Source organism: Shinella yambaruensis (assembly GCF_022899355.1).
Classification (GTDB): Bacteria; Pseudomonadota; Alphaproteobacteria; order Rhizobiales; family Rhizobiaceae; genus Shinella; species Shinella yambaruensis.
Window position 1 is genome coordinate 234,896 of record NZ_JALJCK010000007.1, and the last position, 21,406, is coordinate 256,301.

Below are 21,406 nucleotides of genomic sequence, written 5' to 3' on the forward strand. Positions count from 1 at the left end.
TTGACGAAACGGGAATGTCAGGCGGTTGCGAGCAGGCGGCACGCGGCCTTCGGATCGGGCGCGATGCCGCACTGCCGCAGGCTGGCCCAGGCGGCCGCCAGATTGCTGGTGACGACCGGCAGGCCGGTCTGCCGTTCGATCTCGGATGCGCATTGCGCCGCGCGCAGCGCCGTGCAGGCGATGAACAGGGCTTCGGTGCCGGCAGCGGCGATGCCCGCCGCGAGCCGGACGATCTCCGCGTGCGGCAGGCGCGCCATGTCACGATCGTCTTCCATGCCGAGGCAGAGGAGGCGATCGACGGCAAAGCCGTTCGCCTCGAAATAGGCCTGCATGGGTTCGGCCGTCTGGCGGATATAGGGTGTCAGGATGCTGATGCGCCGCGCCTTCAGCGCACGCAGCGCCAGGACGGCCGCGCCGGCCGGCGTGATGACGGCGGCGCCAGGCTTGCCCTCGCGAATGGCGGCGGCGACAGCCTCTTCGCCGATGACGACCGAGGCCGAGGTGCAGCCATAGACGACGGCGTCGAGCGCCTCGCCCGGCAAAAGCAGGGCCGCGGCCGCGGCAAGATGGGGATGCATCGCACGGAGATTGTCCGGCGTCGTGGGGTTCGCATAGCCGACGCGTGTCACATGCACGGCGATGTCATCGCTGGCGACAAGCCTGCGGAAATCCGCCTCCACCGTATGGTCCGTGGCGAGCGCGATCAGGCCGATGCGCCGGGCCGCGGCGCGGGCCTCCAGGGCCGATTGATGCTGGATTTCCTCGATCATGCGCGCTCCGCCGCTATGGGTGGCGCCATTCAGCCGCGCGGAGAAATGCATGTCAATCTGGGAAAAAGACACATGTCAATTTCCGACGCGTGTCGTGCAAAGCGCCAGACGATCTTGCGACGACGAATTTCTTGAAGCAAGGGTGCGAAGCGCAAGGAGAGGGATCGCGGCGCTTCAGGGTGCCAGGACGCTCCGGTCGGGCGCGGCGCGTAGCAGAGAGGCGAGGATGTCGAGGCCGGCGCGCAGTTCGTCGGCCTCGGTCGCGCCGAGCGATACCCGGACGGCGCCCGCCGGCGCGCCGGACAGGGAGAAGGGCGTGCTTGGCGCGACCGCCACGCCGCGGGCGCGCGCCTGGGAAACGAAGGCGGGCTCATCGTGCTCCGGCGGAAGCGGCAGCCAGAGATGAAGCCCCTCGGGATGTGCGCGGTAGGCGGCGCCCTCGAGCACCGCGGAGACGATCCGATGCCGCTGGCCGAGGGCTTCGCGCTGCCAGTCCACCAGCGCCTGTATTGTGCCGTCAGAGAGCCACAGCGTGGCGATCTCTGCCATGACGGGCGTCGCCATCCAGTTCGCCATCAGGTGCCGGTTGGCGATCGTGGCGGCAAGATGATCCGGCGCGGCGACATAGCCGATCCGCAGGCCGGGAAGGGCGACCTTGCTGAAACCGGTGATATAGACCGTCCGTTCGGGCGCCAACGCCGCGATGGCGCGCGGCCGGCGGGAGAGAAGCGGGCCGAACACGTCGTTTTCGATGATCGTCACGTCATGTCGGCGCGCCGTCTCGGCGATGGCGCGGCGCCGGCCTTCCGACATCAGCGAAGCGGTCGGGTTGGCAAGATTGGGCTGGAGGGCGACCACGCGCACCTCCTCCCTGCGGCAAGCCTCCTCCAGCGCTTCGGGGACCATGCCGTCCGCGTCCGCGACGATCGGGCGGACCCGGATGCCGAGATAATCCGCGAGCGGCCGGATGACATGGTAGCAGACCTCCTCGGCGGCAAGGATCGCGCCGGGGCCTGCCGCGGAGAGGAGGGCGACAGTAAAGGCCGAGGAGGCTCCGTTCGTCACGAGCAGGTTGCGCGGCGCGGTTTCGACACCGAGCGTGGAGAGCCACGTGGCGGCGGCCTCATTGTGCCGCGGAAAGATGGTGTTGGGGCGGAAGGACAGGGCCGCGGCAGACGGAAGGCCATCGCCGAGCCGGTGCAGGGCGTCCTTCATCCTTTCCAGGTGAGAGGGCGTACAGACGGGCGTGACGATCGAAAGGTCGATCTCGTTCGCCAGCCGCTCCGCGATATAGGGCGACTGCGGTGCGGAGCCGCCTGCCTTGACATAGGTGCCCCGGCCGACCTCGCCCGAAACCAGCCCGCGGCGGGCAAGCACGTCATAGGCCTTGCTCACCGTCTGGATCGAGATCTTCAGGTCATAGGCAAGATCACGATGCGGCGGCAGCTTGTCATTCTCGGCAAGCCGGCCGCTCTTGATCGCCGCCGTGAACTGGTCCGCGAGGGAGATATAGACGGGCCGCCGCAACTGGCCGGGATCGGGGTGCCATTTTGTCATGCATTCTTGTCGGCCAAATGCATGGCAATTTCAATCGGCAACGACATTCCTGGCCTTACGGCTGGAAGCGGACGCCCTTCCATGTCGCGGCGCTGAATTGTCACGTCGCGCGCCGCGTTAAAGTGGTATATCATTTGCCACATTAAAAGGAGAGGCCCATGAACAAGGAAGAAACCCGCAAGCCCCTGGTGTTTTCCGGCGAGCACGTCAGCGGCCGGGACGTCAATGGCAGCAGCCTGATGCCGATGCTCGTCGTCGGGCTGATTCTGATTGCGGTCGGCTATGCGGGCGTGATGGTCTTCGTCTAATCGGGACAAAGGGCGGCACGACGGCCGCGCCCACATTCACGGCCATAGCGGCTGCTTCCGTCACGGTTGCTTTCATCTGTGCTGCGCCGGATCTTGCCCGTGTCACCCTGTTCAGGGGTACGGGGCCAGTGGTGTGCCGGCCGTGCATGGCGATAGGCGCCGTGGCGGATTCTTTTGAAGGCAAGAAAAAAGCCCCCTGCAGCAGCTGCAGGGGGCTGGGAGCGCGGGTCGGCGTGGTCCGTCAGGCGGCGTAGGCTTGGCGTGCAGCCTGCGGCGCGTTCCTTGCTCTGTCGAGGCGGAACTGGGCGAGCAGGGCGTTGAGGGCGCCCGCCTCGGCGGCAAGGCCATGGCTGGCCGCCGTCTGTTCCTCCACCATGGCGGCGTTCTGCTGCGTGCCCTGGTCCATCGTGTTGACGGCGGTGTTGATCTCCTGCAGGCCCGTCGACTGCTCGCGGGCGGCTAGGACGATGGCGTTCACATGGCCGTTGATCTCCTGCACCTCGCGCACGATGGCCTCCAGCGCGGCGCCCGTCTCGTCGACGAGGGCGACGCCGGAGCGGACCTGCTCGCCCGACGCGGTGATCAACGCCTTGATCTCCTTGGCGGCATTGGCCGAGCGCTGGGCAAGCTCGCGCACTTCCTGCGCAACGACGGCAAAGCCCTTGCCGGCCTCGCCCGCGCGGGCCGCTTCCACGCCGGCATTGAGCGCAAGGAGGTTGGTCTGGAAGGCGATGTCGTCGATGACGCCGATGATGTTGGAGATCTCGTGCGAGGACTTCTCGATGCCCTGCATGGCCGAGACGGCGCGGCGCACCACCTCGCCGGACTTCTCCGCACCCTGGCGGGTGCGCGAGACGAGCGAACCGACCTCCTCGGCGCGGCGGGTGGAGTCCTTCACGGTCGTGGTGATCTCCTCCAGCGCGGCGGCGGTTTCTTCCACGGAAGCCGCCTGCTGCTCCGTGCGGCGGGCGAGCGCATCGGCGGAGCCTCGGATCTCGTTCGCGCCGCCGTCGATCGCCAGCGCCTTCTCGCCGACCGTCGACATGGCCTGGTGCAGGCGGGTGACGGAGTTGTTGAAGTCGATGCGCAGGCGGTCGAGATCGCCGGCAAAGGGGGTGTCGATGCGCGAGACGAGGTCGCCGTCGGCAAGGCGGCCCAGCGCATCGGCGACCGTCTGGACGGCCAGCGCGACGGTCTCGGCCTCCTGCGCCTTGATCGCGTCGCGCTCGCGGCGCTCCTGTTCGCTCAGGGCCTGGTTTTCTTCCGCCGCACGGGCGAGGCGCGCGCGCTCGATGATGTTTTCGCGGAAGACGGTGACGGCAGCCGCCATCTGGCCGATTTCGTCGCTGCGGCCAGCATCCGGGATCTCCTCGGAAACGTCGCCGCGCGCCAGCTTGCTCATCATGCCGGTCATGCGCACCACCGGCCGCACGACGAGGCTGGACAGAAGCAGGGCAAGAACGCCGATCATGGCGAGAACGCCGACGACGGTGGCGATGGTGGCGGCGATGCGGAATTCGGAAATGCCGGCATAGGCCATGTCGCGGTCGACGATCAGGCAGAGATACCAGCTGTCGATCACCGGCAGGCCCGTGACCTGCACGAAGCGCACGAGGACGCGCTTGCCGTCGAGCTCGGTTTCCGCCAGCCCGGTCGCTTCGATCGACGGGGTCTCCTGCGGGAAGACCTCGGTCAGGGGCTTGGCGACCAGATCGCCGTTGGGATGGACGAGAACCGTGCCGGACTTGTTGACGAGGAAGGCGGAGCCCATGCCGCCGAGATCGACCTCGCCGATCATGCCGAGCAGGCCCTGCAGGGGGAAGTCGGTGCCGGCGATGCCGAGCAGCTTGCCGTCACGCTTGACCGGGGCGGTGGCGCTGATCACCAGCTTCTGCGAGGCGGAATCGACATAGGGATCGGTCAGCACCGGCGCGTCGAGCCTCACGGTGTCCTTGTACCAGCCGCGCTTGCGCGGGTCGTAGCCCTTCGGCATCGTCGCGGCGGGAATGCGGGTCATGGTGCCGTCCTCGCCGCCGAAATAGACGAGGGCGAATTCGCGGCCGAGCAGCGCGTTGTCGAAACCCTTGAGGATCTCCTCGGCATTCTCCGCCCGGGCGACACCGGCGCCGGCGAGCTCGGTCAGCATGACGCGGGCATTCAGCCAGTTGGCAATGCCGGTGGCCGCCAGCTCGCCGGCGGATTCGATCTCGGAGGCCGCTTCCCTGGAGAGCGTGTTTCGCTGAAGGCTGTCGATATAGACCGAAAAGCCGCAGAAGGCCGCAATGACGGCGAGCGAGGCGGCCAGAAGAATTTTGGTCATGAGATTGAAACGTACGCTCAAGGAAACCCCCCAGTATTCCATTGCCGACCGCACGCGTCTTGCGGGCACGGGCTCGGCACAGCAGATGTCAGGAAAAACGCGCCTTCATGGCAGCCGGCGCGAGAACCGCGCGCTTGCGATCGGTAAAATTGAACAGAGTTCGTTAAGACGAACCTAAGGCGGAGACATTTGCCTGGCCTGACGGCGAAATAAGGATGAGCCGACGTGCCTGTCCTGTGCTAGGCCCCCGCGCTCAGTCCGGCTTGTAGCCGTGCCGGGCAAAGAAGCGGTCGAGTTCCCGTTTCCGGGGAATCTCTCCGGTATAGATCGCGATATAGTCGGGGATGCGCTTCATGCGCAGCGCGATGTCTTCCGTGGATTGCATCGAGATATACCCGATCTGGACGAGATAGGTCGTTCGCGCGCGAACGTCCGCCGCGCCCTCGTCATAGCCGAACCGCACGAACATGCGGCCGAGCGCCTCTATTCTCGCCTGGTCGGCCGCCTGCACCTCCGCCAGGATGTCCGGCGATTGCAGCGCCCAGCTGCGCACGGCGAACTCGAACTGGGAATCGAACAGGTCCTTGTCCAGCCAGCAGTCGAAGACGTTGAGCATCGCTTCGGCAAGCGTTTCCGCATAGGCCTCGGACTGCTTCACGAGATTGCCCGTGTTCTTCTCCCGCCAGCGCGCGATGAGGGCGCCCAGCAGTTCCTCCCGGTCCTTGAAGAACCAGTAGAAGCTGGTGCGGGACAGATTGAGCCGCTTGGCGAGCGGCAGGATCTTCACCGATTCCACGCCGGATTCGAGCAGGCAGTCGTAGGCGGCCTCCAGCCACCCTTCCGGGGAGCCGCGCCAGCCGCTGTCACTCGTCGCCTGTTCCATGGTGCCCTCCTAACAAATCCGGTATGTCGCGGCAAGTGGAATGTACAGTCATGTCGATATTATTGACTATGGTGTTTTGGACGTTGACACATGTGTACATTTCCCCTTACCGTTCGCGAAAGTCCCCCCAAGTCCGGAGCCCGTCGCATGTCGAACGATCCCCTGCTTCAGCCCTATCAGTTGAAGCATCTGACCCTGCGCAACCGCATCATCGTCACCTCGCATGAGCCGGCCTATCCCGAGGACGGCATGCCGAAGGGGCGCTACCGGGCCTATACGGTGGAGCGGGCGCGCGGCGGCGTGGCGCTGACGATGACGGCCGGGTCCGCCGCTGTCTCGAAGGACAGCCCGCCGGTCTTCAACAACCTGCTCGCCTACAAGGACGAGATCGTGCCGTGGATCCGGGAAATGACCGACGCCGTGCATGAAGAGGGTGCGGCGATCATGATCCAGCTCACCCATCTCGGCCGCCGCACGCGCTGGGACAAGGGCGACTGGCTGCCCGTCCTTGCGCCTTCCCATCATCGCGAGGCGGCGCACCGCGCCTTTCCCAAGAAGCTGGAAGACTGGGACATCGCGCGCATCATCAAGGATTTCGCCGATGCCGCCGAGCGCATGAAGGCGGGCGGCATGGACGGGGTCGAGCTGGAGGCCTATGGCCACCTCATCGACCAGTTCACCTCGCCGCTGACCAACGAGCTCGACGGTCCCTATGGCGGCTCGCTCGACAACCGCCTGCGCTTCTGTCTCGACGTGTTCAGGGCGATGCGCGAAAGGGTTGGCGAGGATTTCATCCTCGGCGTGCGCTACACGGCTGACGAATGTCTTCCCGGCGGGACCGGAAAGGCCGAGGGCCTGGAAATCTCCCGTCGTCTCAAGGAAAGCGGTCTCATCGACTACCTGAATGTCATCCGCGGCCATATCGATACGGATCCGGGCCTGACGGACGTCATCCCGATCCAGGGCATGGCAAGCGCGCCGCATCTGGATTTCGCCGGCGACATCCGCGCCGCCACCAGGTTCCCGACCTTCCATGCGGCGAAGATCCAGGATGTCGCGACGGCGCGCCATGCGATCGCCACCGGCAAGGTCGACATGATCGGCATGACCCGCGCCCACATGACCGACCCGCATATCGTGCGCAAGATCATCGAAAAGCGCGAGGACGATATCCGTCCCTGCGTCGGCGCGAATTACTGTCTCGACCGCATCTACCAGGGCGGCCTTGCCTTCTGCATCCACAATGCGGCGACCGGCCGCGAGGAGACGATGCCGCATGCGATCCCGAAGGCGGCGGTGCGCAGGAAGGTGGTGATCATCGGTGCCGGCCCGGCCGGCCTCGAAGCGGCGCGGGTCTCCGCCGAACGCGGCCACGAGGTGGTGGTGTTCGAGGCGGCGAGCGATCCGGGCGGCCAGATCCGGCTGACGGCGCAGAGCGAGCGGCGGCGCGAGATGATCGGCATCATCGACTGGCGCATGAGCCAGTGCGAGAAGCACGGCGTGACCTTCCACTTCAACAGCTGGGCCGAGGCGGACACGATCCTTGCGGAAAACCCCGATGTCGTGATCGTCGCGACGGGCGGCTTGCCGCACACCGAGGTTCTTTCGAAGGGCAACGAGCTGGTGGTCTCCTCCTGGGACATCATTTCCGGCGACGTGAAGCCGGGCACCAACGTGCTCGTCTATGACGATGCCGGCGACCATGCCGGCCTGCAGGCGGCCGAAATGATCGCCAGGGCGGGCGGCAAGGTGGAGATCATGACGCCGGACCGCGCCTTCGCGCCGGAGGTCATGGCGATGAACCTCGTTCCCTACATGCGCGCGCTGCAGAAACTCGACACGACCTTCACCGTCACCTACCGACTGGAGGCGGCGGAAAGGAGCGGCAACCAGCTCATCGCCCATGTCGGCAGCGATTACGGCGGCGTCGCCAAGGAGCGCGTGGTTGATCAGATCGTCGTCAACCACGGCACTATCCCGCTGGACGATCTCTATTTCGAATTGAAGCCGGGCTCGAAGAACCTCGGCGAGGTCTCCTACGACGACCTGCTTGCCGGCGTGCCACAGACCATCGCGCGCAATCCCGACGGCGCCTACCAGCTCTTCCGGATCGGCGATGCGGTCGCCGCCCGCAACACGCATGCGGCCATCTATGATGCGCTGCGCCTTGCCAAGGATATCTGAGACTATCCCCGCGCGCCGGTGCCCTGCAGAGGCGTCCGGCGCGCCGCTTCGGCGGAAGATCGCCAGGCATTCCGGTTTGGCATGGACAAACCGATTGACATTGCGCTTTGCCGGTGTCTTCTTCCTGCGGGCATCGTCATCGCCTGCATTCCCTGGAGGAATGGGCGCAGCAGAAGAATTCGGAACCGTTGTATGCCGGCAATCATCATCAACCGTATGATGGAATTCTTTTCCAGCCTGGCCCTCGGCTAGGACGTCGGCTGTTCTACATCCCTTGAAGGGATGAATACATGAAAAGCCGGAATCTGTTCATGGCGATGGCGCCGGTGTCGTCGCCTATAGCATTGGCATGCCCGCCAAATTTCCGACCTTTTTGCCGGTGTCCTCGTCCGGTGCTCCGTCGCCGCTGCGAGGCCGCCTGAACACTCCATCTGAAATCAAAGGAGGGGACATGAAACGCATCGATCTCCTGGCTCGCCTCAAGGCGGCCGAAGGCAATGATCTCTACAGGGGCAAGCGCATCGGCTCCCTCAGCGCCTATATGAGCGATGAGCAGCTTGAGAAGCACATTCGCGATATCGAGGATCGGATGCATGCGAACCGGCCGCGGCCGGAGTGAGGACGCGTGCCGCGCGGCCTTGAGAAACACGCGCGAGATCGGGCGGCGTGATGTCGCCCGATAGCCTCAGTTCCAAGGCCCCTTCGCCGGCATTTCTGCCCGGTGGCGAATCATATAACAGGGGAATTCCAGTCAACTTTATGCGGTAACGGCAGCGTTTCGCGTCGTCCCCTTCGGCTGCCCGGAGAAAGCATGTCCCAGTCATCGCCCGTCACGCTCGCCGGCGCGACATTCACCGATATGACGCTCGGCACGGGCGACCAGCCGCACCGGATCTTCCTCTATCGCCCGCCAAGGCCCGCGCCGCCCCAAGGTTGGCCCGTTCTCTACATGACGGACGGCAATGCCTGCTTTGCGACGGCTGTCGATGCGTGCAAGGTGCAGATGTCCTATCCGAGCGGCACGAACATCTGCGATGGCGTGATCGTGGCGATCGGCTACCCCTCCGATGAGGCCTATGATCCCTTCCGCCGTTCCTGGGATCTCAGCCCGCCGCCCGGCCGGATCTATCCGCCGTTCTTTCCCGATACGCCTGATGTCAAGACCGGTGGCGGTGACGGTTTTCTTTCTGCGATCGAGGACGAGGTGAAGCCCTGGGTCGAACGACAGGTGCCGATCGACCGGTCTCGCCAGGCGCTTTTCGGCCACTCCTTCGGGGGGCTGCTCGTGCTCCACGCGCTGTTTACCAGGCCCCATGCCTATCGGCGCTGGATCGCGGCAAGCCCGGCGATCTACTGGGAGGATGCGGCCATTCTGTCGACGGAGCAGGCGTTTCTGGAACGTTCCGACGTGCCTGCGGGCATCGAACTGCACCTTTCGGCGGGGCAATACGAAAGCAAGGCGCGCATAGCGCCCTTCCACAAGGGCCGGCCCGACGAGGCGCAAAGACAGGCCCGCGCCCTCGAAACCCGAACGGTGGAGCTTGCCCGGGCGATGGCGGAACGTTGGGAGGCGTCCCCGGGCCTCGCGGGTGTTGCCCGTTTCGAGGAATATGCCGGCGAGAACCATATGTCCGTTCTGCCCGTTGCACTCAACCGCGCCGTCCAGATCGCCTTCCGGCAGGAGAAATAGGTCCGACCGGGAGAATACCCGTCGGCCGTGATGCGCAATCGGCGACCGGGATGGAAGACCCGCGCGCCGGAGCGCGCGGGGCAGGGATCAACGGGAGTGCTGAAGCCAGAAATCCTGCCAGTCCTGCAGCTTGGCGAAATCGTCCTGGCTCGTTTCGGAGTGGTTGACGTAGAGCTTGTCGACATGGTTCGCGATGCCGGAGACCTCGCTCTCGGGCATCTTGGCCTCCGTGTTGGTCGAGATCTTGCCGTCGCCGAGCTGCGGGGCCATGCCTTCCTCGGTCATCATGAAGCGGGCGAAGAGCTTTGCGGTGTTCGGGCTCTTCGTGCCGGCGGCGATGACGGCGACGCGCGGCGTCAGCTGGCCGATCCACGGCTTCATCTCCTTGCAGATGCCCATGCCGTAGCCGTCCTTCTTGGCGTCGCGGAAGATGGCGGCGGAAAGGAAGCCGATCGGCGGCTTTTCCTCCTTCGCGCCGACGATGGGGCCGACATCAGTGTCGCTGCGCGTGACCTTCGACTGGTTCTTGGCAAGACGCTTGACCCATTCGGCCGTCGCGCTCGCCTCGTCGGTCGTCAGCTCTTCGCCGAACTGAGCCTTGTAGGCCTCGCGCATCGCGGCGTCCTCGTGCGTGGCGAGCTGGTTGAACCAGAACATCGTCTCGTTGCGCAGCAGCGGATCGGGAATGGCGACGCGGCCCTTCCATTCCTCGGTGGTCAGCGCCCAGAGATTGTCGACCGGGCAGGTCTCGCCGTTGACGTCGGTGTTGTAGGCGAAGACCCAAGGGTTGTTGCTGGTGATCGCCGGGCTCTGGTAGGCGGCCGGAATCTTGTCCTTGAGGTCGGGCGCGAGCCAGGAGATGCCGAAACCCTGCGGCAGGATCTGGCTGGTCACCGAGGGCAGGTTGCTCATGTTGAAGACGTCGGTGCGCACATTGCCGGCGGCCGCTTCCCGGGCGATGACCTGTTCCTGGTCCTGGCCGCTCATCTTCACGCCGGTCGCCTTCAGCCCGTATTTCGCCGAGAAGTTCTCGGCCATAGTGACGATCTTGCCGGTCGCGTCGATGACCGTGATCGGTTCTTCCTTCCTGGCTGCCTCGATCAGCGCCTCCAGCGAATAGTCGCTGTCGGGAATGCCGATCTCCTTGGCCTCCTGAGCTATGGCGCCTGTCAGGCCCATGGCCAGGACGGATGCGGTCGTGAACAGGCAGATCAATGTCTTAGGCATCATTTCCTCCTTTGCCTCGATGGCGCATGCCCCGTCACAGGGCGATGCGATTCCTGTCCCGGTCGAAAAGGTGCAGATGCTGCCTTTCGACCCAGAAATGGGTAGTCTCGCCCGCGGCCTTGCGCGGGTTTTCGGTCGCGATCGCGAAGAAGCGGCTGCCGTCGACGTCGAGCTCGACGATCCAGCTGCCGCCGGTGGGCACGATGTCGACGATGGTTCCCCGGCCGGCGGCGCAGCGCGCGGCCGCCGCCTCGTCGAGATCGGCAAGGCGCACGGCCTCCGGCCGGATGCCGGCCGAGGCGACTTGTGTGCCGTCGATCGCGAAATGTGCGAGAAGGCGATCGACCCAGCCATGCAGCGGGCCGGATTGCGCTTCGCCCCGCTCGACGATGTTGATCGGCAGGCTGCCGACGAATTCCGCGACGAAGCGGTTGGCGGGGCGCTCGTAGATGTCGTCGGGCGTGCCGACCTGCTGCAATTCGCCCTCGCTCATCACGGCGATGGTCGTCGCCAGCGTCATCGCTTCCCATTGGTCGTGGGTGACGAAGACGATGGTGGAGCCGGCTTCCGCATGGATGCGCTTCAGTTCCGCGCGCATTTCCAGCCGCAGCTTGGCGTCGAGGTTGGAAAGCGGCTCGTCGAGCAGGATGACGGACGGGTTCAGCGCCAGCATGCGGGCAAGCGCCACGCGTTGCTGCTGGCCGCCGGAAAGTTCCGCCGGGTAGCGGGCGGCATAGCGGGCGATGCCGAGTTTGGTCATCACCCGCTCGACGGTGGCGTCGCGCTCGGCGGCGGGCGTCTTGCGCAGCTTCAGGCCGAAGGCGACGTTCTCGCGGATCGTCATGTGCGGCCAGAGGGCGTAGTTCTGGAAGACGAGGCCCATATTGCGCTTTTCCGGCACGGTGAAGACGCCGTCGGCGACGGAGACGATCGGCTCGCCGTCGACGAGGATGCGCCCGCCGGTCGGATGTTCGAGGCCGGCGATCATGCGCAGCGTCGTCGTCTTGCCGCAGCCGGAAGGGCCGAGCAGGCAGAGGAATTCCGACTTGCCGATTGCCATGCTGAGATCGCCGATGGCGGCAGGGCCGCCGCGGCCATAGGTCTTGCGGATGTTTTCCAAGGTGATGCTGGACATTACTTGCTTCCCATGCCGTCTGAGAGGTTGGCCCGGCCGATCTTCTGGACGAGCATCGTGCCGGTGAAGGCGACGACGCAGAGCATCAGGACGACCGCATTGGCAGCCTGGCTGTAGCCGTAGTCGACGAGGCGGATTGCGTAGGTGGTGAGCAGGTCCGTGCCGGGAACGGCAAGGACGACGACGAGGCTGAGCCCCTTGATGCCGGAAATGAAGGGCAAGAGGATCGCCGAGACGAGGGCGCCGCGCTGGATCGGCAGCACGATGGAGCGCATGCGGCGCAGCCAGCCGGCGCCGACGATCTGGCCGGCCTCTTCCGGCTCGCGGCCGAGCTGCATCATCGAGGCGATGCCGGCGCGCGAGGCGAAGGGCATCTGGTCCGCGAGGATCGCGAGCACGAGGATGACCGGCGTGCCGTAGAGCGCGGGCAGTGGCGGACGGGGAACGGCGAACATCGAGAGATAGGCGGCCGCAAAGGCGATGCCCGGCACCAGATAGGGCAGGAAGGTGACCTGCCGCAGCGCGACGGAGACGAAGCGGACGGGCGAGCGCACGACGGCATAGCCGACAAGCAGGCCGAGCACGCCGGCGCCGAGGGCGGCAAGGCCCACCATCCACACCGTGTTCCACAGCGCCAGCCAGAATTCGCCGGTCAGGAGAATGCCCTGGCGCAGCGCGGTCGTGCCGAGCTCTGTGCCGATCCAGTAATTGAGCGTGAAATTGTCGAGGCTGAAGGCGCCTGGGACCCGCATGACCGTGGTCAGCGCCAGCGCGACGAGCGGAATGCCGGCGCTGAAGGTGAAGACGGCAAGCGCCCAGAGAAAGGCGGGCGTCTGCCACTTGCCGAGCGACGTGGCGCGCACCATCGCGCCCTTTGAACCGATGGTGACGAAGCGTTTTGCTTCCTTCAGGAGGCGCATGTCGATGAGGATGGAGAAGGTGCCGAGCAGCACGATCACGCCGGCAAGCACGGCGGAGGCGCCGGTCTGGCTGGTCGAGATTGCCCGGAACAGCGAGGTCGCCAGCACGTCGAAGCCCACCGGCACGCCGAGCACATAGGCGACGCCGAAATCGCCGAGGCACTTGGCGAAGATCAGCGTGGCGGCCGAAATGAGCGAGGGCAGCATCAGCGGCAGGATGATCTTGTGCGCCACGTCGAGCGGGCTGGCGCCGAGGCTGCGGGCGGAATCCTCCAGCTGCGTGTCGAACTGCTTCAGCGCATTGCCGAAGAGGAGGATGACGAAGGGCGCATAGTGCAGGGCGAGGATGAGCGCGATCGGCAGGGCGCCATAGGCGAGCCAGTCCGGCGGGGTGACGCCGAAGGTCTCCATCCAGCCGGGAAGCCCGCCCGTCGTGCGGTTCTTGAAGAGGGTCAGCCAGGCGAGCGCGAAGGTCCAGGACGGCAGCATGTAGGGGACAAGCAGGGCCGTCGAGAGCCACTTCTTGCCGATGAGATCCGTGCGGGCGAGCAGCCAGCCGATCGGACCGCCGACGAGGAAGGCGATGGCGATTGCGCCGGCGGAGATGATCGCCGTATTGGCGAGCGGCCACCAGAAGAGGTCCCGTGCGATGGGCGAGAGGAGGACGCGGTTGAGGTAGTAGAGCGTGAACGCGCCGAGCTCCTGCCTGGTGCGCGCGGTATCGGCGAAATGCACGGTGACGGCGTCCGCGAGCAGAAGCAGGACGGGCGCGAGGATGAGATAGGCGAAGACGGCGAGCAGGGCGAGGCCGAGCAGCAGCGTCGGATCCGCGCTGTTGACGCGCATCAGGTAGGAGACGCGTCTCCAGGGTGAGGCCGGCTCGGGACGCGAACGGTCCTCCGGCAAAGGGATTTGCAGGGTCATGGGCTCACTCTTGCGTGCGGGACGAAAGGGGTTCGGGCGTGTCAGTCCGGTAAGGCGCCAACCGCGGCGACGACGTCGCGGACCGCCTGCCAGGCCGTGTCGTAGCGGAGCGGCAGGAACTGTTCGTCGCCATTGAAGGCCGCCGTCATCTCCGGCGGAAAGCGGAAGGCGAAGAAACAGGCCGTCAGCTTCTTCGTCAGCGCGGGATCGAGGTCGTGGGCATGGGCGAAGGACGATGTCGGGAACAGCGGGCTCTGATAGAGGATCCGCAGGGCATTACGCTCCACCGCGCCGCGTTCCACCAGCCGCTCGAGCACGTCGGAGGCGACGGCCGCCATGTCGTAGTCGCCGGAAAGCACGCCCATTACCGACTTGTCGTGCGCGCCGGAGAGGATCGGCCTGTAGTCCGTATCGGGAACCAGGCCTTCGACGGGAAAGAGCGCCCGGGGCGCGAGATTGCCGGAATTCGACGCCGCGGAGACATGGGCAACGCGCTTGCCCTTGAGGTCCGCAAGTGTCTGGTAGGGCGAATCCGCGCGCACGATGGCGACCAGATGATAGCCGCGCAACGCGCCGTTCTCGCCCTTGCCGGCAAAGGGCACCGCCCCCGCCTTGTTGACGGCTTCAACCGTCGGGCCGGTGGAGAAGCCGGCGAAATGCAGGCGCCCGGCGCGCATCGCGCTGATTTCCGCCGCGCTCGACTGCACAGGATAATAGACGATCTGGCGGTCGAGGCACTGTGACAGGTGCTGCGTGAACGGCCGGAACAATTGCGCATAGACCGCCGGATCCTCGATAGGGGCGAAGGCCCAGACGAGCGTATCGGGATTGCGCCACTTGGCCGGGTCCGACGGCAGGTCCGCCACGAGGTCACCGTCGGCGTCGCAGTAAGCTTCGTCCAGGCCTGTTCCCGGCCGGCAAGGATCGGCGCGGGCCGCGACGCTGCCGGCCGACAGGAAGCCGACCAGCATCATGCAGGCTGCAATGGCGCTGTAGCGTTTCATTTTATCCTCCCGAAGGGTATTACCGTCTCGCGTTCGGCAAAGCCCTTGCTATAGGATGAGGGAATACTTCAAAGTTCCTGTCAGAGTCCTGTCAGCATCATGCGCATCCTGGTCATCGAAGATTCCATCGACATCGCCGAGGCGATCGACGCGAAGCTCTCGCGGGCCGGCCATCATGTCACGCTGGCGGAAGACGGCATATCCGGCGAGGAGCTCGCCATCCACGGCGAATTCGACGTGGTGGTGCTCGACATCAACCTGCCGGGGCGCAGCGGCTTCGACGTGATGGCGCATATGCGCGGCCGCAACTCCCCGACGCCCGTGCTCGTCATAACCGCCCGCAACCAGCTGGACGACAAGATCAGCCTGCTCGATCTCGGTGCCGACGACTATATCGTCAAGCCGTTCGATATCGGCGAGCTGGAAGCGCGGCTGCGGGCCGTCACACGGCGGCACCAGGGCCTTTCAAAGTCGCTCATCCGGGTCGGTCCGCTCGAGGTGGACATGTCCGCCCGGGCGGCGCAGATCGCCGGCCGGCCGCTCGAACTGGGGCGCCGCGAGTTCGAGGTGCTGGAGATGCTCGCGGCCCATGCCGGCAGCACGGTAAGCAAGGACCGGCTCTATGTGAAGCTCTTCGGCCATGACGACGTGGGAACGCCGAATGCCGTGGAGCTCCTGGTCTCGCGCGTCCGCAAGAAGCTGGAATCGGGCGATGTGGAAATCGTCACCCATCGCGGCGCCGGCTACGTGCTGCGCAGCAAGGCCGGCACGGTGACCTGATGGCGCGACTGTCGATCGAGCGCCGGCTTCTGATCACGACCGCCTGCCTCTTCCTGGTCATCGGCAGCGTCCTGGCGCTGACGGTGCGTGCCTATGCGCGCCGTGCCGCCGACGAGGCATTCGACCGGGTGCTGACGGCCTCGGCCCTCTCCATCGCCGATACGGTCGCCATCGAGGAGGGGGCCGTCGCCGTCGACATTCCCTATTCGGCCTTCGCCATTCTCGGCACGTCCCGCCTCAACCGGGTCTTCTACCGGATCACGGCGCCGGATGGCAGCCTGGTGACCGGCTCGCCGACGCTTGGCCTCGACATACCGGCGAGCGCGAACGAGACGCTGCATCTGCACGACGCTGTCTATCGCGGCGAACCGGTGCGTATCGCCGCCGTGCAGCGCTACCGCGCCGACACGGTCACCGGAACGGGCGGCTGGATCGGCATCCAGGTGGCCGAGACGCGGGAGGCCCGCCGGGAGCTGGCGGGGCAGCTGACGCTCAACGGCATGCTGCCGGCAGTGGCGATCGCGCTGCTTGCCTGCGGCCTCATCCTCGCCTCGGTGCGCTCGGCCTTCTCGCCGCTGCGCCTCATCGAAAGCAATCTGCGGAGCCGTCGCCCGTCCGATCTCAGCCGCATCGAGACCGAGGTGCCGGTCGAGGTCTCGGCGCTCGTTTCCGCGCTCAACGATTTCATGGACCGGCTGGGTTCGGTGCTTGACGGCGTCAAGCGCGTCACGGCGGATGCGGCCCACCAGCTGAGGACCCCGCTCGCGGCCATCCAGGCGCAGGCCGAGGTGGCGCTGGAAGAGGCCGCCGGCGAACGGGTGAAGCGGCGGCTGACGCGTATCCATCACAATGCGCGCGAGGCGGGCCTCCTGGCCAACCAGCTGCTCTCCGACGCGACGACGCTACATCGCCTCGAAACGCAGGAGCGCGAGGCCGTCGATGTCGGGCAGTCGGTGCAGGACGCGCTGCAGATGCTTCGGGCGGAGAGCGCCTATGCCGGGCTGATGCAATCGCTTGCCCTTCACATGGAGGGCAGCGCCCTGCATGTCATGGCCGAACCGGTGGTCTTGCGGGAAATGGTCCGCAACATCGTCGAGAATGCCTTCATCCATGCGCCGGGACCGACGCTCGTACGGCTGTTCGAGCGGCAGGGACAGGCCGTGCTGCAGGTCATGGACCGGGGACCGGGCATACCGGACAGCGCCAAGGGCAGGGTGTTCCAGCGCTTCGTGCGCGCCGATCACCGGTCCGCCGGCTCGGGCCTCGGCCTGGCGATCGCGAAGGATGTGGCCGTCGCCTTCGGCGGCGCCATCACGGTGGCCGACCGCGAGGGCGGCGGGCTCGTCGTCGAGGTCGTCCTGCCGGTCGTCCGGGAAAGGACGGGATGATGCTGTTTCTGCCTGAATTCCTTCGGCTTAGGGGCGCCCTTGCCCTTCTCCTCTTCGTGGCCGTGGTCATGCCGGGCTTTGCGGCAGCGCAGGAGCGGACGCTGCGGCTGGCGGGCGTCGTTTCCGAGGCGCGCATGGCACCGTTGATCGTCTCGCTCTCGGTGCACCTGCCCGGCACGCGGCTCGTCTATAGCCGGCTTTCCTCCGCGCAGATCGCCGCCGCCGCCCGCCGCCCGCACGACGCGCCGTTCGACATCGCCTTCCTGTCCTCGCCCGATGTCGCCGTCTCCATTGCCAATGAAGGGTATGCCATATCCGACGAGGCGGCCGGAGCGATGGCCGGCGTGCAGTGGCGCAACGAGGTCTTCGGCTTCTGGTCCGACCCTGCCGTCATTGTCGTGCGCAAGGCGGCATTCGAGAACCGCGTGCCGCGCACCCGCATCGAGCTGGTGCGCATGCTCGAGCAGAATACCGGCCGCTTCGCCCGCCGGGTCGGCGTCGTCAATGTCGGCATCGACGATGTCGGCTACCTGCTGGCCTCGCAGGATTCGATCCGGACCTCGCTCTACTGGCGGCTGATCCGGGCGCTCGGCGGGGCGAAGGCAAGGATCTACGACACGACGGACGATCTCCTGGAGGCCTTGCAGGCGGGCGATCTCGACGTTGCGTACAACGTGCCGCTCTCGGCACTTCGCGCCGGCGGCGAGCTGCCCCAGGGCATGGAAGTCCTCGTCCCGCAGGATTACGTGCTCGCCGTGCCGTGGACGGTGCTGATGCCGAAGGGGGCGGCGAACCTGCGCGAGGCCCGCATCCTGCTGCACATGCTGCTGGCACCGGAGGGCAAGGCCGCGCTTGTCGCAGCGGGCTTCGTGCCTCCGCAGCAGCCGTCGGGTTTCGAGGGATTGCAGAAGATCGAGCTCGGGCCGGAGCTTTTGGTCTTCCGCGACATGATCAAGCGCAGCCGGTTCCTCGATGCCTGGTTCCAGATGGTCGTCGGCTGAGGGCGCGCCTTTGACATGATGGGCAACTCGTCATAGGTTTTGCCCCATTTTCCGATGCTTTGGCGGCAAGAACCCTGAAAACGACCAAGAAGACCAAGGCGCAGAAGAGCCGCAGGCCCAAGACCCTTCTGCAGAAGCTGGCGGCTACCCCCGAAAAGCTGTTTTCGGGGGCGTTTCGCCAGCAATATGCTGCCCTGTGCTTCCGCAGCGCGCCGGATGGGGCCGGGATCGAGATCCTCGTTGTGACCTCGCGTGATACCGGCCGCTGGATCATCCCGAAAGGCTGGCCGATGAAGGACAGGAAGCCCTATGAGGCGGCCGCGATCGAAGCCTTCCAGGAGGCCGGCATTCGGGGGAAGGTCCGCAAGAAGCCGGTCGGCAGCTACACCTATCTGAAACTGCTGGACGACGGCGACGTGGCGCCCTGCATCGTGGATGTGTTCCAGATCGAGGCCACCGAGCTTGCCACGAAATTCAAGGAGAAGGGCGAGCGCCAGCTTGCCTGGGTCAGCCCGGACGAGGCGGCGCGGCGCGTGCGCGAGATCGAGCTCAAATCACTGCTGGTCGAGTTCAAGCCCCGCTGAGGCCGCCCTTTCGTACTTGTCACGCCGCGGCGGGCGCGAGCCTTCGCGCAATGTCGAAGAAGGCGTTGACAAGCTTGCCGTTGGCGCGCTCGCGCAGGCAGATGAGAGCCTCGTCCATCAGCATTTCCGGTGCGTCGATGGAGATGGGCACGAGCCGGTTGTCCTGGCCGAACTCGGCCGAGGATACGAAGCCGACCCCGCCGCCGGCGGCCACGATCTCGCGGACCGCCTCGCGGCCTTCCGCCTCGATGAGCGGCGTCAGCGGCACGCCGCATTCGGCGGCCATGGCCTCCAGCTTCTGGCGGGTCTTGGAGCCGCGCTCGCGCATGACGAGGGGATGCGTCGCCAGCTCCGGGAATGTGACGGTCGTCTGGCCGGCGAGGGGGTAGTCGCGGCTGGTAAAGGCGATGATCGGCGTCGAGTTGAGCTTCAGGATCTCGAAGTCGCTGGATTGCGGCACCTCGCCGAGCACGCCGATATCCGCCTCGTAGGCGTGCAGGCTGGTGATGACCGTCTCGGTGTTGCCGGCGTCGATCGACACCTGCACGGTCGGATAGGCGCGGCGGAAGGCGGCGAGGATGTGCAGGAGATGGTGGGCGGCGTCGGCAACGATGCGCAGCTTGCCTGCCCTGAGCGCGCGCGATTCCGACAGCAGGTCCAGCGCCTGCTGCTCGACGTCGAACATGCGCCGGGTGATTTCCAGAAGATGCTGGCCGGCCTGGGTCAGCGTCACCTGCTTCTTGTTCCGGTTGAAGAGCAGGACGTCGTATTCCTCCTCCAGCTTGCGCACCTGGTCGGACACCGCCGGCTGGGTCAGGAACAGCGCCTCCGCCGCGCGCGAAAAGCCGCCATGGATGGCGACATTGTGGAAGGCGCGAAGCTGGACATAGCGCATGCGGCGACCCCTATGAATAGATTATATCTATGCTTTCATTAATACGAACGATTTGATTTATGTAAAGCCGCGACGGATAGTTTTCGGATTCCCATCCTCCTGCGGAGCACGCCCATGAGTCTGCCGGCCGTCGCCCTCGAACTTGCCGCTGCCACCGTCCTTCTGCTCTATGCCGTCAGCCTCGTGAAAGCGGGTGTCGAGGCGGCCTCGGGCGATCTCGTGGCGCGCAGCGTCGGCGGTGGCGGCAGCCGACCGCGCGCCGCGCTCTATGGCTGTCTCGTCGCTATCGGCCTGCAGAGCTCCACGGCGGTCGCCATGCTCGCGGCCGGCTTCGCCATCAGCGGCGCTCTGGCGCTCGATGTCGGTCTCGCGGTGCTGCTCGGGGCCGATCTCGGCTCGGCGCTGGTCGTCAAGATCCTGTCCTTCGACCTCCACTGGCTGGCGCCGCTCCTCGTCGCCATCGGCGGGCTGCTGCACCTGAAGACACATAAGCGCAAGAGCGTCGAGGCCGGCCGCGCCGTGCTCGGCATCGGCCTCCTGCTGCTGTCGCTGCAGATGATCGGCCATGCGACGGCGCCCTTGGCGCAAAGCCCGTTGCTGCCTTCCGCCATCGCCTTCATCGGCAAGGACGGGCTGACGGTGATGATCCTTGCCGCGCTCTTTACCTGGGCACTGCATTCCACCGTCGCGGCGATCCTCCTCATCCTCACCTTCGCGGCCAAGGGCATCGTGCCGTTCGATGTCGGCATTCCGCTCATCCTCGGCGTCAATCTCGGCGGCGGGCTGATCGCGCTCTGGCTGACGCGCGGCCTGCCGGTCGAGGGCCGGCGCCTGCCGCTCGGCAATCTCATCTTCCGCGCGCTGTTCAGCGTGGCGGCCTTTATCCTGTTTTCGCTGCATGCGCCCTTCGCCTGGCTGCCGGGCGACACGGTCGCCGGCAAGCTTGTCAACCTGCACGTGCTGTTCAATGCTGCGCTGGTTCTCGTCGGGCTCGTCACCTGCGGTCCGATGGCGCGTCTCGTCCGGCTGCTGACGCCCGAGGCGGCGCGGGAAGGCGACCTCACCGCCCATGCCAGCGCGCTCGACCGTGCGCTGATCGACAAGCCGGCGCAGGCGCTGGCGGCCGCGGCGCGCGAGGTGCTGCACATGGGCAACCTCATCACCCGCATGCTGGAGCCGGTAATGACGGTCATCGAGGCGCCGACGCCCGAGGCCGTGAAGGCGCTCCGTCGTATCGACGGCGACATCCACCGCGCCCACAGCGAGATCAAGCTCTATATCGCCGCCGTCAACCGCGGCGTGCTGACGGAGGAGCAGTCCGCACGCGGCATCGAACTCACCGAGGCGGCGATCCACCTCGAATATGCCGGCGACGTGGTGGCGAAGAGCCTGCTGCAGATGGCGGAGGAGCGCATCGCCGGGGCGGGCGCCTTCTCGCAGGAGGGTTGGCGCGAGCTGACGCTGCTGCATGCCGCGGTGTTTTCCAATGTCCGGCTTGCCGCCAATCTGCTCGTCTCGCCGGACCCGGTCATCGCCCGCGAGATGGTGCGGCAAAAGGAGCATGTGCGCCGTCTCGTCGAGGGCAGCAGCAAGAGCCATCTGGAGCGGCTGCGCCAGGGCATCGCCGCCAGCATCCAGTCCAGCGACATGCATCTGGAGATCGTGCGCGCCTTGAAGGAGGTCAATTCCCTCGTCACGACCATGGCCTATCCGCGCCTGCGCGAGACCGGTGACCTCCTGGAAAGCCGGCTGATCCCGGCCGCCTGAAAATTATAAATTAAATCGATGGATTGATACAAAAGAACGATTTTACAGATATATGTTTCCCCCGCATTG

General features: G+C 66.0%; 19 protein-coding genes. 10 read left to right on the forward strand and 9 right to left on the reverse strand.

Annotation, left to right across the window (positions count from 1 at the left end; translation table 11 throughout):
- Positions 1 to 17: 17 nt before the first annotated feature.
- Positions 18 to 770, reverse strand: a complete 753-nt coding sequence (locus tag MUU56_RS18325; RefSeq protein ID WP_244768720.1) for an aspartate racemase/maleate isomerase family protein — start codon at positions 768 to 770, stop codon at positions 18 to 20.
- A 174-nt stretch (positions 771 to 944) separates the two neighbouring features.
- Positions 945 to 2,327, reverse strand: a complete 1,383-nt coding sequence (ehuR, locus tag MUU56_RS18330) for a MocR-like ectoine utilization transcription factor EhuR (protein ID WP_244768721.1) — start codon at positions 2,325 to 2,327, stop codon at positions 945 to 947.
- A 158-nt stretch (positions 2,328 to 2,485) separates the two neighbouring features.
- Between ehuR and MUU56_RS18335 the strand changes: the two genes are divergently transcribed.
- Entirely contained in the window at positions 2,486 to 2,635 is a 150-nt protein-coding gene (locus tag MUU56_RS18335) for a hypothetical protein (RefSeq protein WP_244768722.1), read from the forward strand.
- A 241-nt stretch (positions 2,636 to 2,876) separates the two neighbouring features.
- Here the strand turns inward: MUU56_RS18335 and MUU56_RS18340 are convergent, their stop codons facing one another.
- Positions 2,877 to 4,976, reverse strand: a complete 2,100-nt coding sequence (locus MUU56_RS18340) for a methyl-accepting chemotaxis protein (protein ID WP_280531099.1) — start codon at positions 4,974 to 4,976, stop codon at positions 2,877 to 2,879.
- Between MUU56_RS18340 and MUU56_RS18345 the strand changes: the two genes are divergently transcribed.
- Positions 4,954 to 5,133, forward strand: coding sequence for a hypothetical protein (locus tag MUU56_RS18345; protein ID WP_244768860.1), 180 nt, complete (start codon positions 4,954 to 4,956; stop codon positions 5,131 to 5,133). The genes MUU56_RS18340 and MUU56_RS18345 overlap by 23 nt on opposite strands.
- A 75-nt stretch (positions 5,134 to 5,208) precedes the next feature.
- Here the strand turns inward: MUU56_RS18345 and MUU56_RS18350 are convergent, their stop codons facing one another.
- The gene (locus MUU56_RS18350) at positions 5,209 to 5,838 is read right to left on the reverse strand and encodes a TetR/AcrR family transcriptional regulator (RefSeq protein WP_244768724.1); all 630 of its coding nucleotides are present in this window, start codon (positions 5,836 to 5,838) and stop codon (positions 5,209 to 5,211) included.
- A gap of 147 nt (positions 5,839 to 5,985) precedes the next feature.
- Here MUU56_RS18350 and MUU56_RS18355 point away from each other — a divergent pair, with 147 nt between their 5' ends.
- The 3 genes from MUU56_RS18355 (at position 5,986) to MUU56_RS18365 (ending at position 9,712) form a co-directional block, all read left to right on the forward strand.
- Positions 5,986 to 8,022 carry an NADH:flavin oxidoreductase gene (locus tag MUU56_RS18355; protein WP_244768725.1) on the forward strand — a complete coding sequence of 679 codons (2,037 nt, stop codon included), beginning with the start codon at positions 5,986 to 5,988 and terminating at the stop codon, positions 8,020 to 8,022.
- A gap of 451 nt (positions 8,023 to 8,473) precedes the next feature.
- The gene (locus MUU56_RS18360; RefSeq protein WP_244768726.1) at positions 8,474 to 8,641 is read left to right on the forward strand and encodes a hypothetical protein; all 168 of its coding nucleotides are present in this window, start codon (positions 8,474 to 8,476) and stop codon (positions 8,639 to 8,641) included.
- A gap of 192 nt (positions 8,642 to 8,833) precedes the next feature.
- Positions 8,834 to 9,712, forward strand: coding sequence for an alpha/beta hydrolase (locus tag MUU56_RS18365; RefSeq protein ID WP_244768727.1), 879 nt, complete (start codon positions 8,834 to 8,836; stop codon positions 9,710 to 9,712).
- Positions 9,713 to 9,799: 87 nt separating this feature from the next.
- Here MUU56_RS18365 and MUU56_RS18370 read toward each other — a convergent pair whose 3' ends face one another.
- Genes MUU56_RS18370 through phnD form a run of 4 tightly spaced genes read right to left on the reverse strand, consistent with a single transcriptional unit; the run spans position 9,800 to position 14,922 of the window.
- Entirely contained in the window at positions 9,800 to 10,939 is a 1,140-nt protein-coding gene (locus MUU56_RS18370; protein WP_244768728.1) for an ABC transporter substrate-binding protein, read from the reverse strand.
- Positions 10,940 to 10,973: 34 nt separating this feature from the next.
- Entirely contained in the window at positions 10,974 to 12,074 is a 1,101-nt protein-coding gene (locus tag MUU56_RS18375) for an ABC transporter ATP-binding protein (protein WP_244768729.1), read from the reverse strand.
- Complete coding sequence (locus MUU56_RS18380; protein ID WP_398432740.1) at positions 12,074 to 13,918, reverse strand: ABC transporter permease; 1,845 nt, start codon at positions 13,916 to 13,918, stop codon at positions 12,074 to 12,076. Before MUU56_RS18380 ends, MUU56_RS18375 begins: the two co-directional genes overlap by 1 nt.
- Before the next feature lie 41 nt (positions 13,919 to 13,959).
- Positions 13,960 to 14,922, reverse strand: coding sequence for a phosphate/phosphite/phosphonate ABC transporter substrate-binding protein (gene phnD / locus MUU56_RS18385; RefSeq protein ID WP_244768730.1), 963 nt, complete (start codon positions 14,920 to 14,922; stop codon positions 13,960 to 13,962).
- A gap of 99 nt (positions 14,923 to 15,021) precedes the next feature.
- Here phnD and MUU56_RS18390 point away from each other — a divergent pair, with 99 nt between their 5' ends.
- From MUU56_RS18390 to MUU56_RS18405, 4 genes are all read left to right on the forward strand, one after another.
- Entirely contained in the window at positions 15,022 to 15,702 is a 681-nt protein-coding gene (locus MUU56_RS18390; protein WP_244768731.1) for a response regulator transcription factor, read from the forward strand.
- Positions 15,702 to 17,090 carry a sensor histidine kinase gene (locus MUU56_RS18395; RefSeq protein WP_244768732.1) on the forward strand — a complete coding sequence of 463 codons (1,389 nt, stop codon included), beginning with the start codon at positions 15,702 to 15,704 and terminating at the stop codon, positions 17,088 to 17,090. Before MUU56_RS18390 ends, MUU56_RS18395 begins: the two co-directional genes overlap by 1 nt.
- On the forward strand, positions 17,087 to 18,091 hold the full coding sequence (locus tag MUU56_RS18400) for an ABC transporter substrate-binding protein (RefSeq protein WP_244768733.1): 1,005 nt from the start codon (positions 17,087 to 17,089) through the stop codon (positions 18,089 to 18,091). Before MUU56_RS18395 ends, MUU56_RS18400 begins: the two co-directional genes overlap by 4 nt.
- Positions 18,092 to 18,165: 74 nt before the next feature.
- Complete coding sequence (locus tag MUU56_RS18405) at positions 18,166 to 18,675, forward strand: NUDIX hydrolase (protein ID WP_244768854.1); 510 nt, start codon at positions 18,166 to 18,168, stop codon at positions 18,673 to 18,675.
- Positions 18,676 to 18,694: 19 nt separating this feature from the next.
- On the opposite strand, the gene MUU56_RS18410 is transcribed toward MUU56_RS18405, so the two are convergent.
- On the reverse strand, positions 18,695 to 19,570 hold the full coding sequence (locus MUU56_RS18410; protein WP_244768734.1) for a LysR substrate-binding domain-containing protein: 876 nt from the start codon (positions 19,568 to 19,570) through the stop codon (positions 18,695 to 18,697).
- A gap of 114 nt (positions 19,571 to 19,684) precedes the next feature.
- On the opposite strand from MUU56_RS18410, the gene MUU56_RS18415 reads away from it, so the two are divergent.
- Positions 19,685 to 21,337, forward strand: coding sequence for a Na/Pi cotransporter family protein (locus MUU56_RS18415; RefSeq protein WP_244768735.1), 1,653 nt, complete (start codon positions 19,685 to 19,687; stop codon positions 21,335 to 21,337).
- Positions 21,338 to 21,406: the final 69 nt, after the last annotated feature.

What these genes read in the sequence shown, in the direction of transcription:
- MUU56_RS18325 (WP_244768720.1), bottom strand. Translation starts at nt 770, where the DNA reads ATGATCGAGGAAATCCAGCATCAATCGGCCCTGGAGGCCCGCGCCGCG.
- ehuR (WP_244768721.1), bottom strand. Translation starts at nt 2,327, where the DNA reads ATGACAAAATGGCACCCCGATCCCGGCCAGTTGCGGCGGCCCGTCTAT.
- MUU56_RS18335 (WP_244768722.1), top strand. Translation starts at nt 2,486, where the DNA reads ATGAACAAGGAAGAAACCCGCAAGCCCCTGGTGTTTTCCGGCGAGCAC.
- MUU56_RS18345 (WP_244768860.1), top strand. Translation starts at nt 4,954, where the DNA reads ATGAGATTGAAACGTACGCTCAAGGAAACCCCCCAGTATTCCATTGCC.
- MUU56_RS18350 (WP_244768724.1), bottom strand. Translation starts at nt 5,838, where the DNA reads ATGGAACAGGCGACGAGTGACAGCGGCTGGCGCGGCTCCCCGGAAGGG.
- MUU56_RS18355 (WP_244768725.1), top strand. Translation starts at nt 5,986, where the DNA reads ATGTCGAACGATCCCCTGCTTCAGCCCTATCAGTTGAAGCATCTGACC.
- MUU56_RS18360 (WP_244768726.1), top strand. Translation starts at nt 8,474, where the DNA reads ATGAAACGCATCGATCTCCTGGCTCGCCTCAAGGCGGCCGAAGGCAAT.
- MUU56_RS18365 (WP_244768727.1), top strand. Translation starts at nt 8,834, where the DNA reads ATGTCCCAGTCATCGCCCGTCACGCTCGCCGGCGCGACATTCACCGAT.
- MUU56_RS18370 (WP_244768728.1), bottom strand. Translation starts at nt 10,939, where the DNA reads ATGCCTAAGACATTGATCTGCCTGTTCACGACCGCATCCGTCCTGGCC.
- MUU56_RS18375 (WP_244768729.1), bottom strand. Translation starts at nt 12,074, where the DNA reads ATGTCCAGCATCACCTTGGAAAACATCCGCAAGACCTATGGCCGCGGC.
- MUU56_RS18380 (WP_398432740.1), bottom strand. Translation starts at nt 13,918, where the DNA reads ATGACCCTGCAAATCCCTTTGCCGGAGGACCGTTCGCGTCCCGAGCCG.
- phnD (WP_244768730.1), bottom strand. Translation starts at nt 14,922, where the DNA reads ATGAAACGCTACAGCGCCATTGCAGCCTGCATGATGCTGGTCGGCTTC.
- MUU56_RS18390 (WP_244768731.1), top strand. Translation starts at nt 15,022, where the DNA reads ATGCGCATCCTGGTCATCGAAGATTCCATCGACATCGCCGAGGCGATC.
- MUU56_RS18395 (WP_244768732.1), top strand. Translation starts at nt 15,702, where the DNA reads ATGGCGCGACTGTCGATCGAGCGCCGGCTTCTGATCACGACCGCCTGC.
- MUU56_RS18400 (WP_244768733.1), top strand. Translation starts at nt 17,087, where the DNA reads ATGATGCTGTTTCTGCCTGAATTCCTTCGGCTTAGGGGCGCCCTTGCC.
- MUU56_RS18410 (WP_244768734.1), bottom strand. Translation starts at nt 19,570, where the DNA reads ATGCGCTATGTCCAGCTTCGCGCCTTCCACAATGTCGCCATCCATGGC.
- MUU56_RS18415 (WP_244768735.1), top strand. Translation starts at nt 19,685, where the DNA reads ATGAGTCTGCCGGCCGTCGCCCTCGAACTTGCCGCTGCCACCGTCCTT.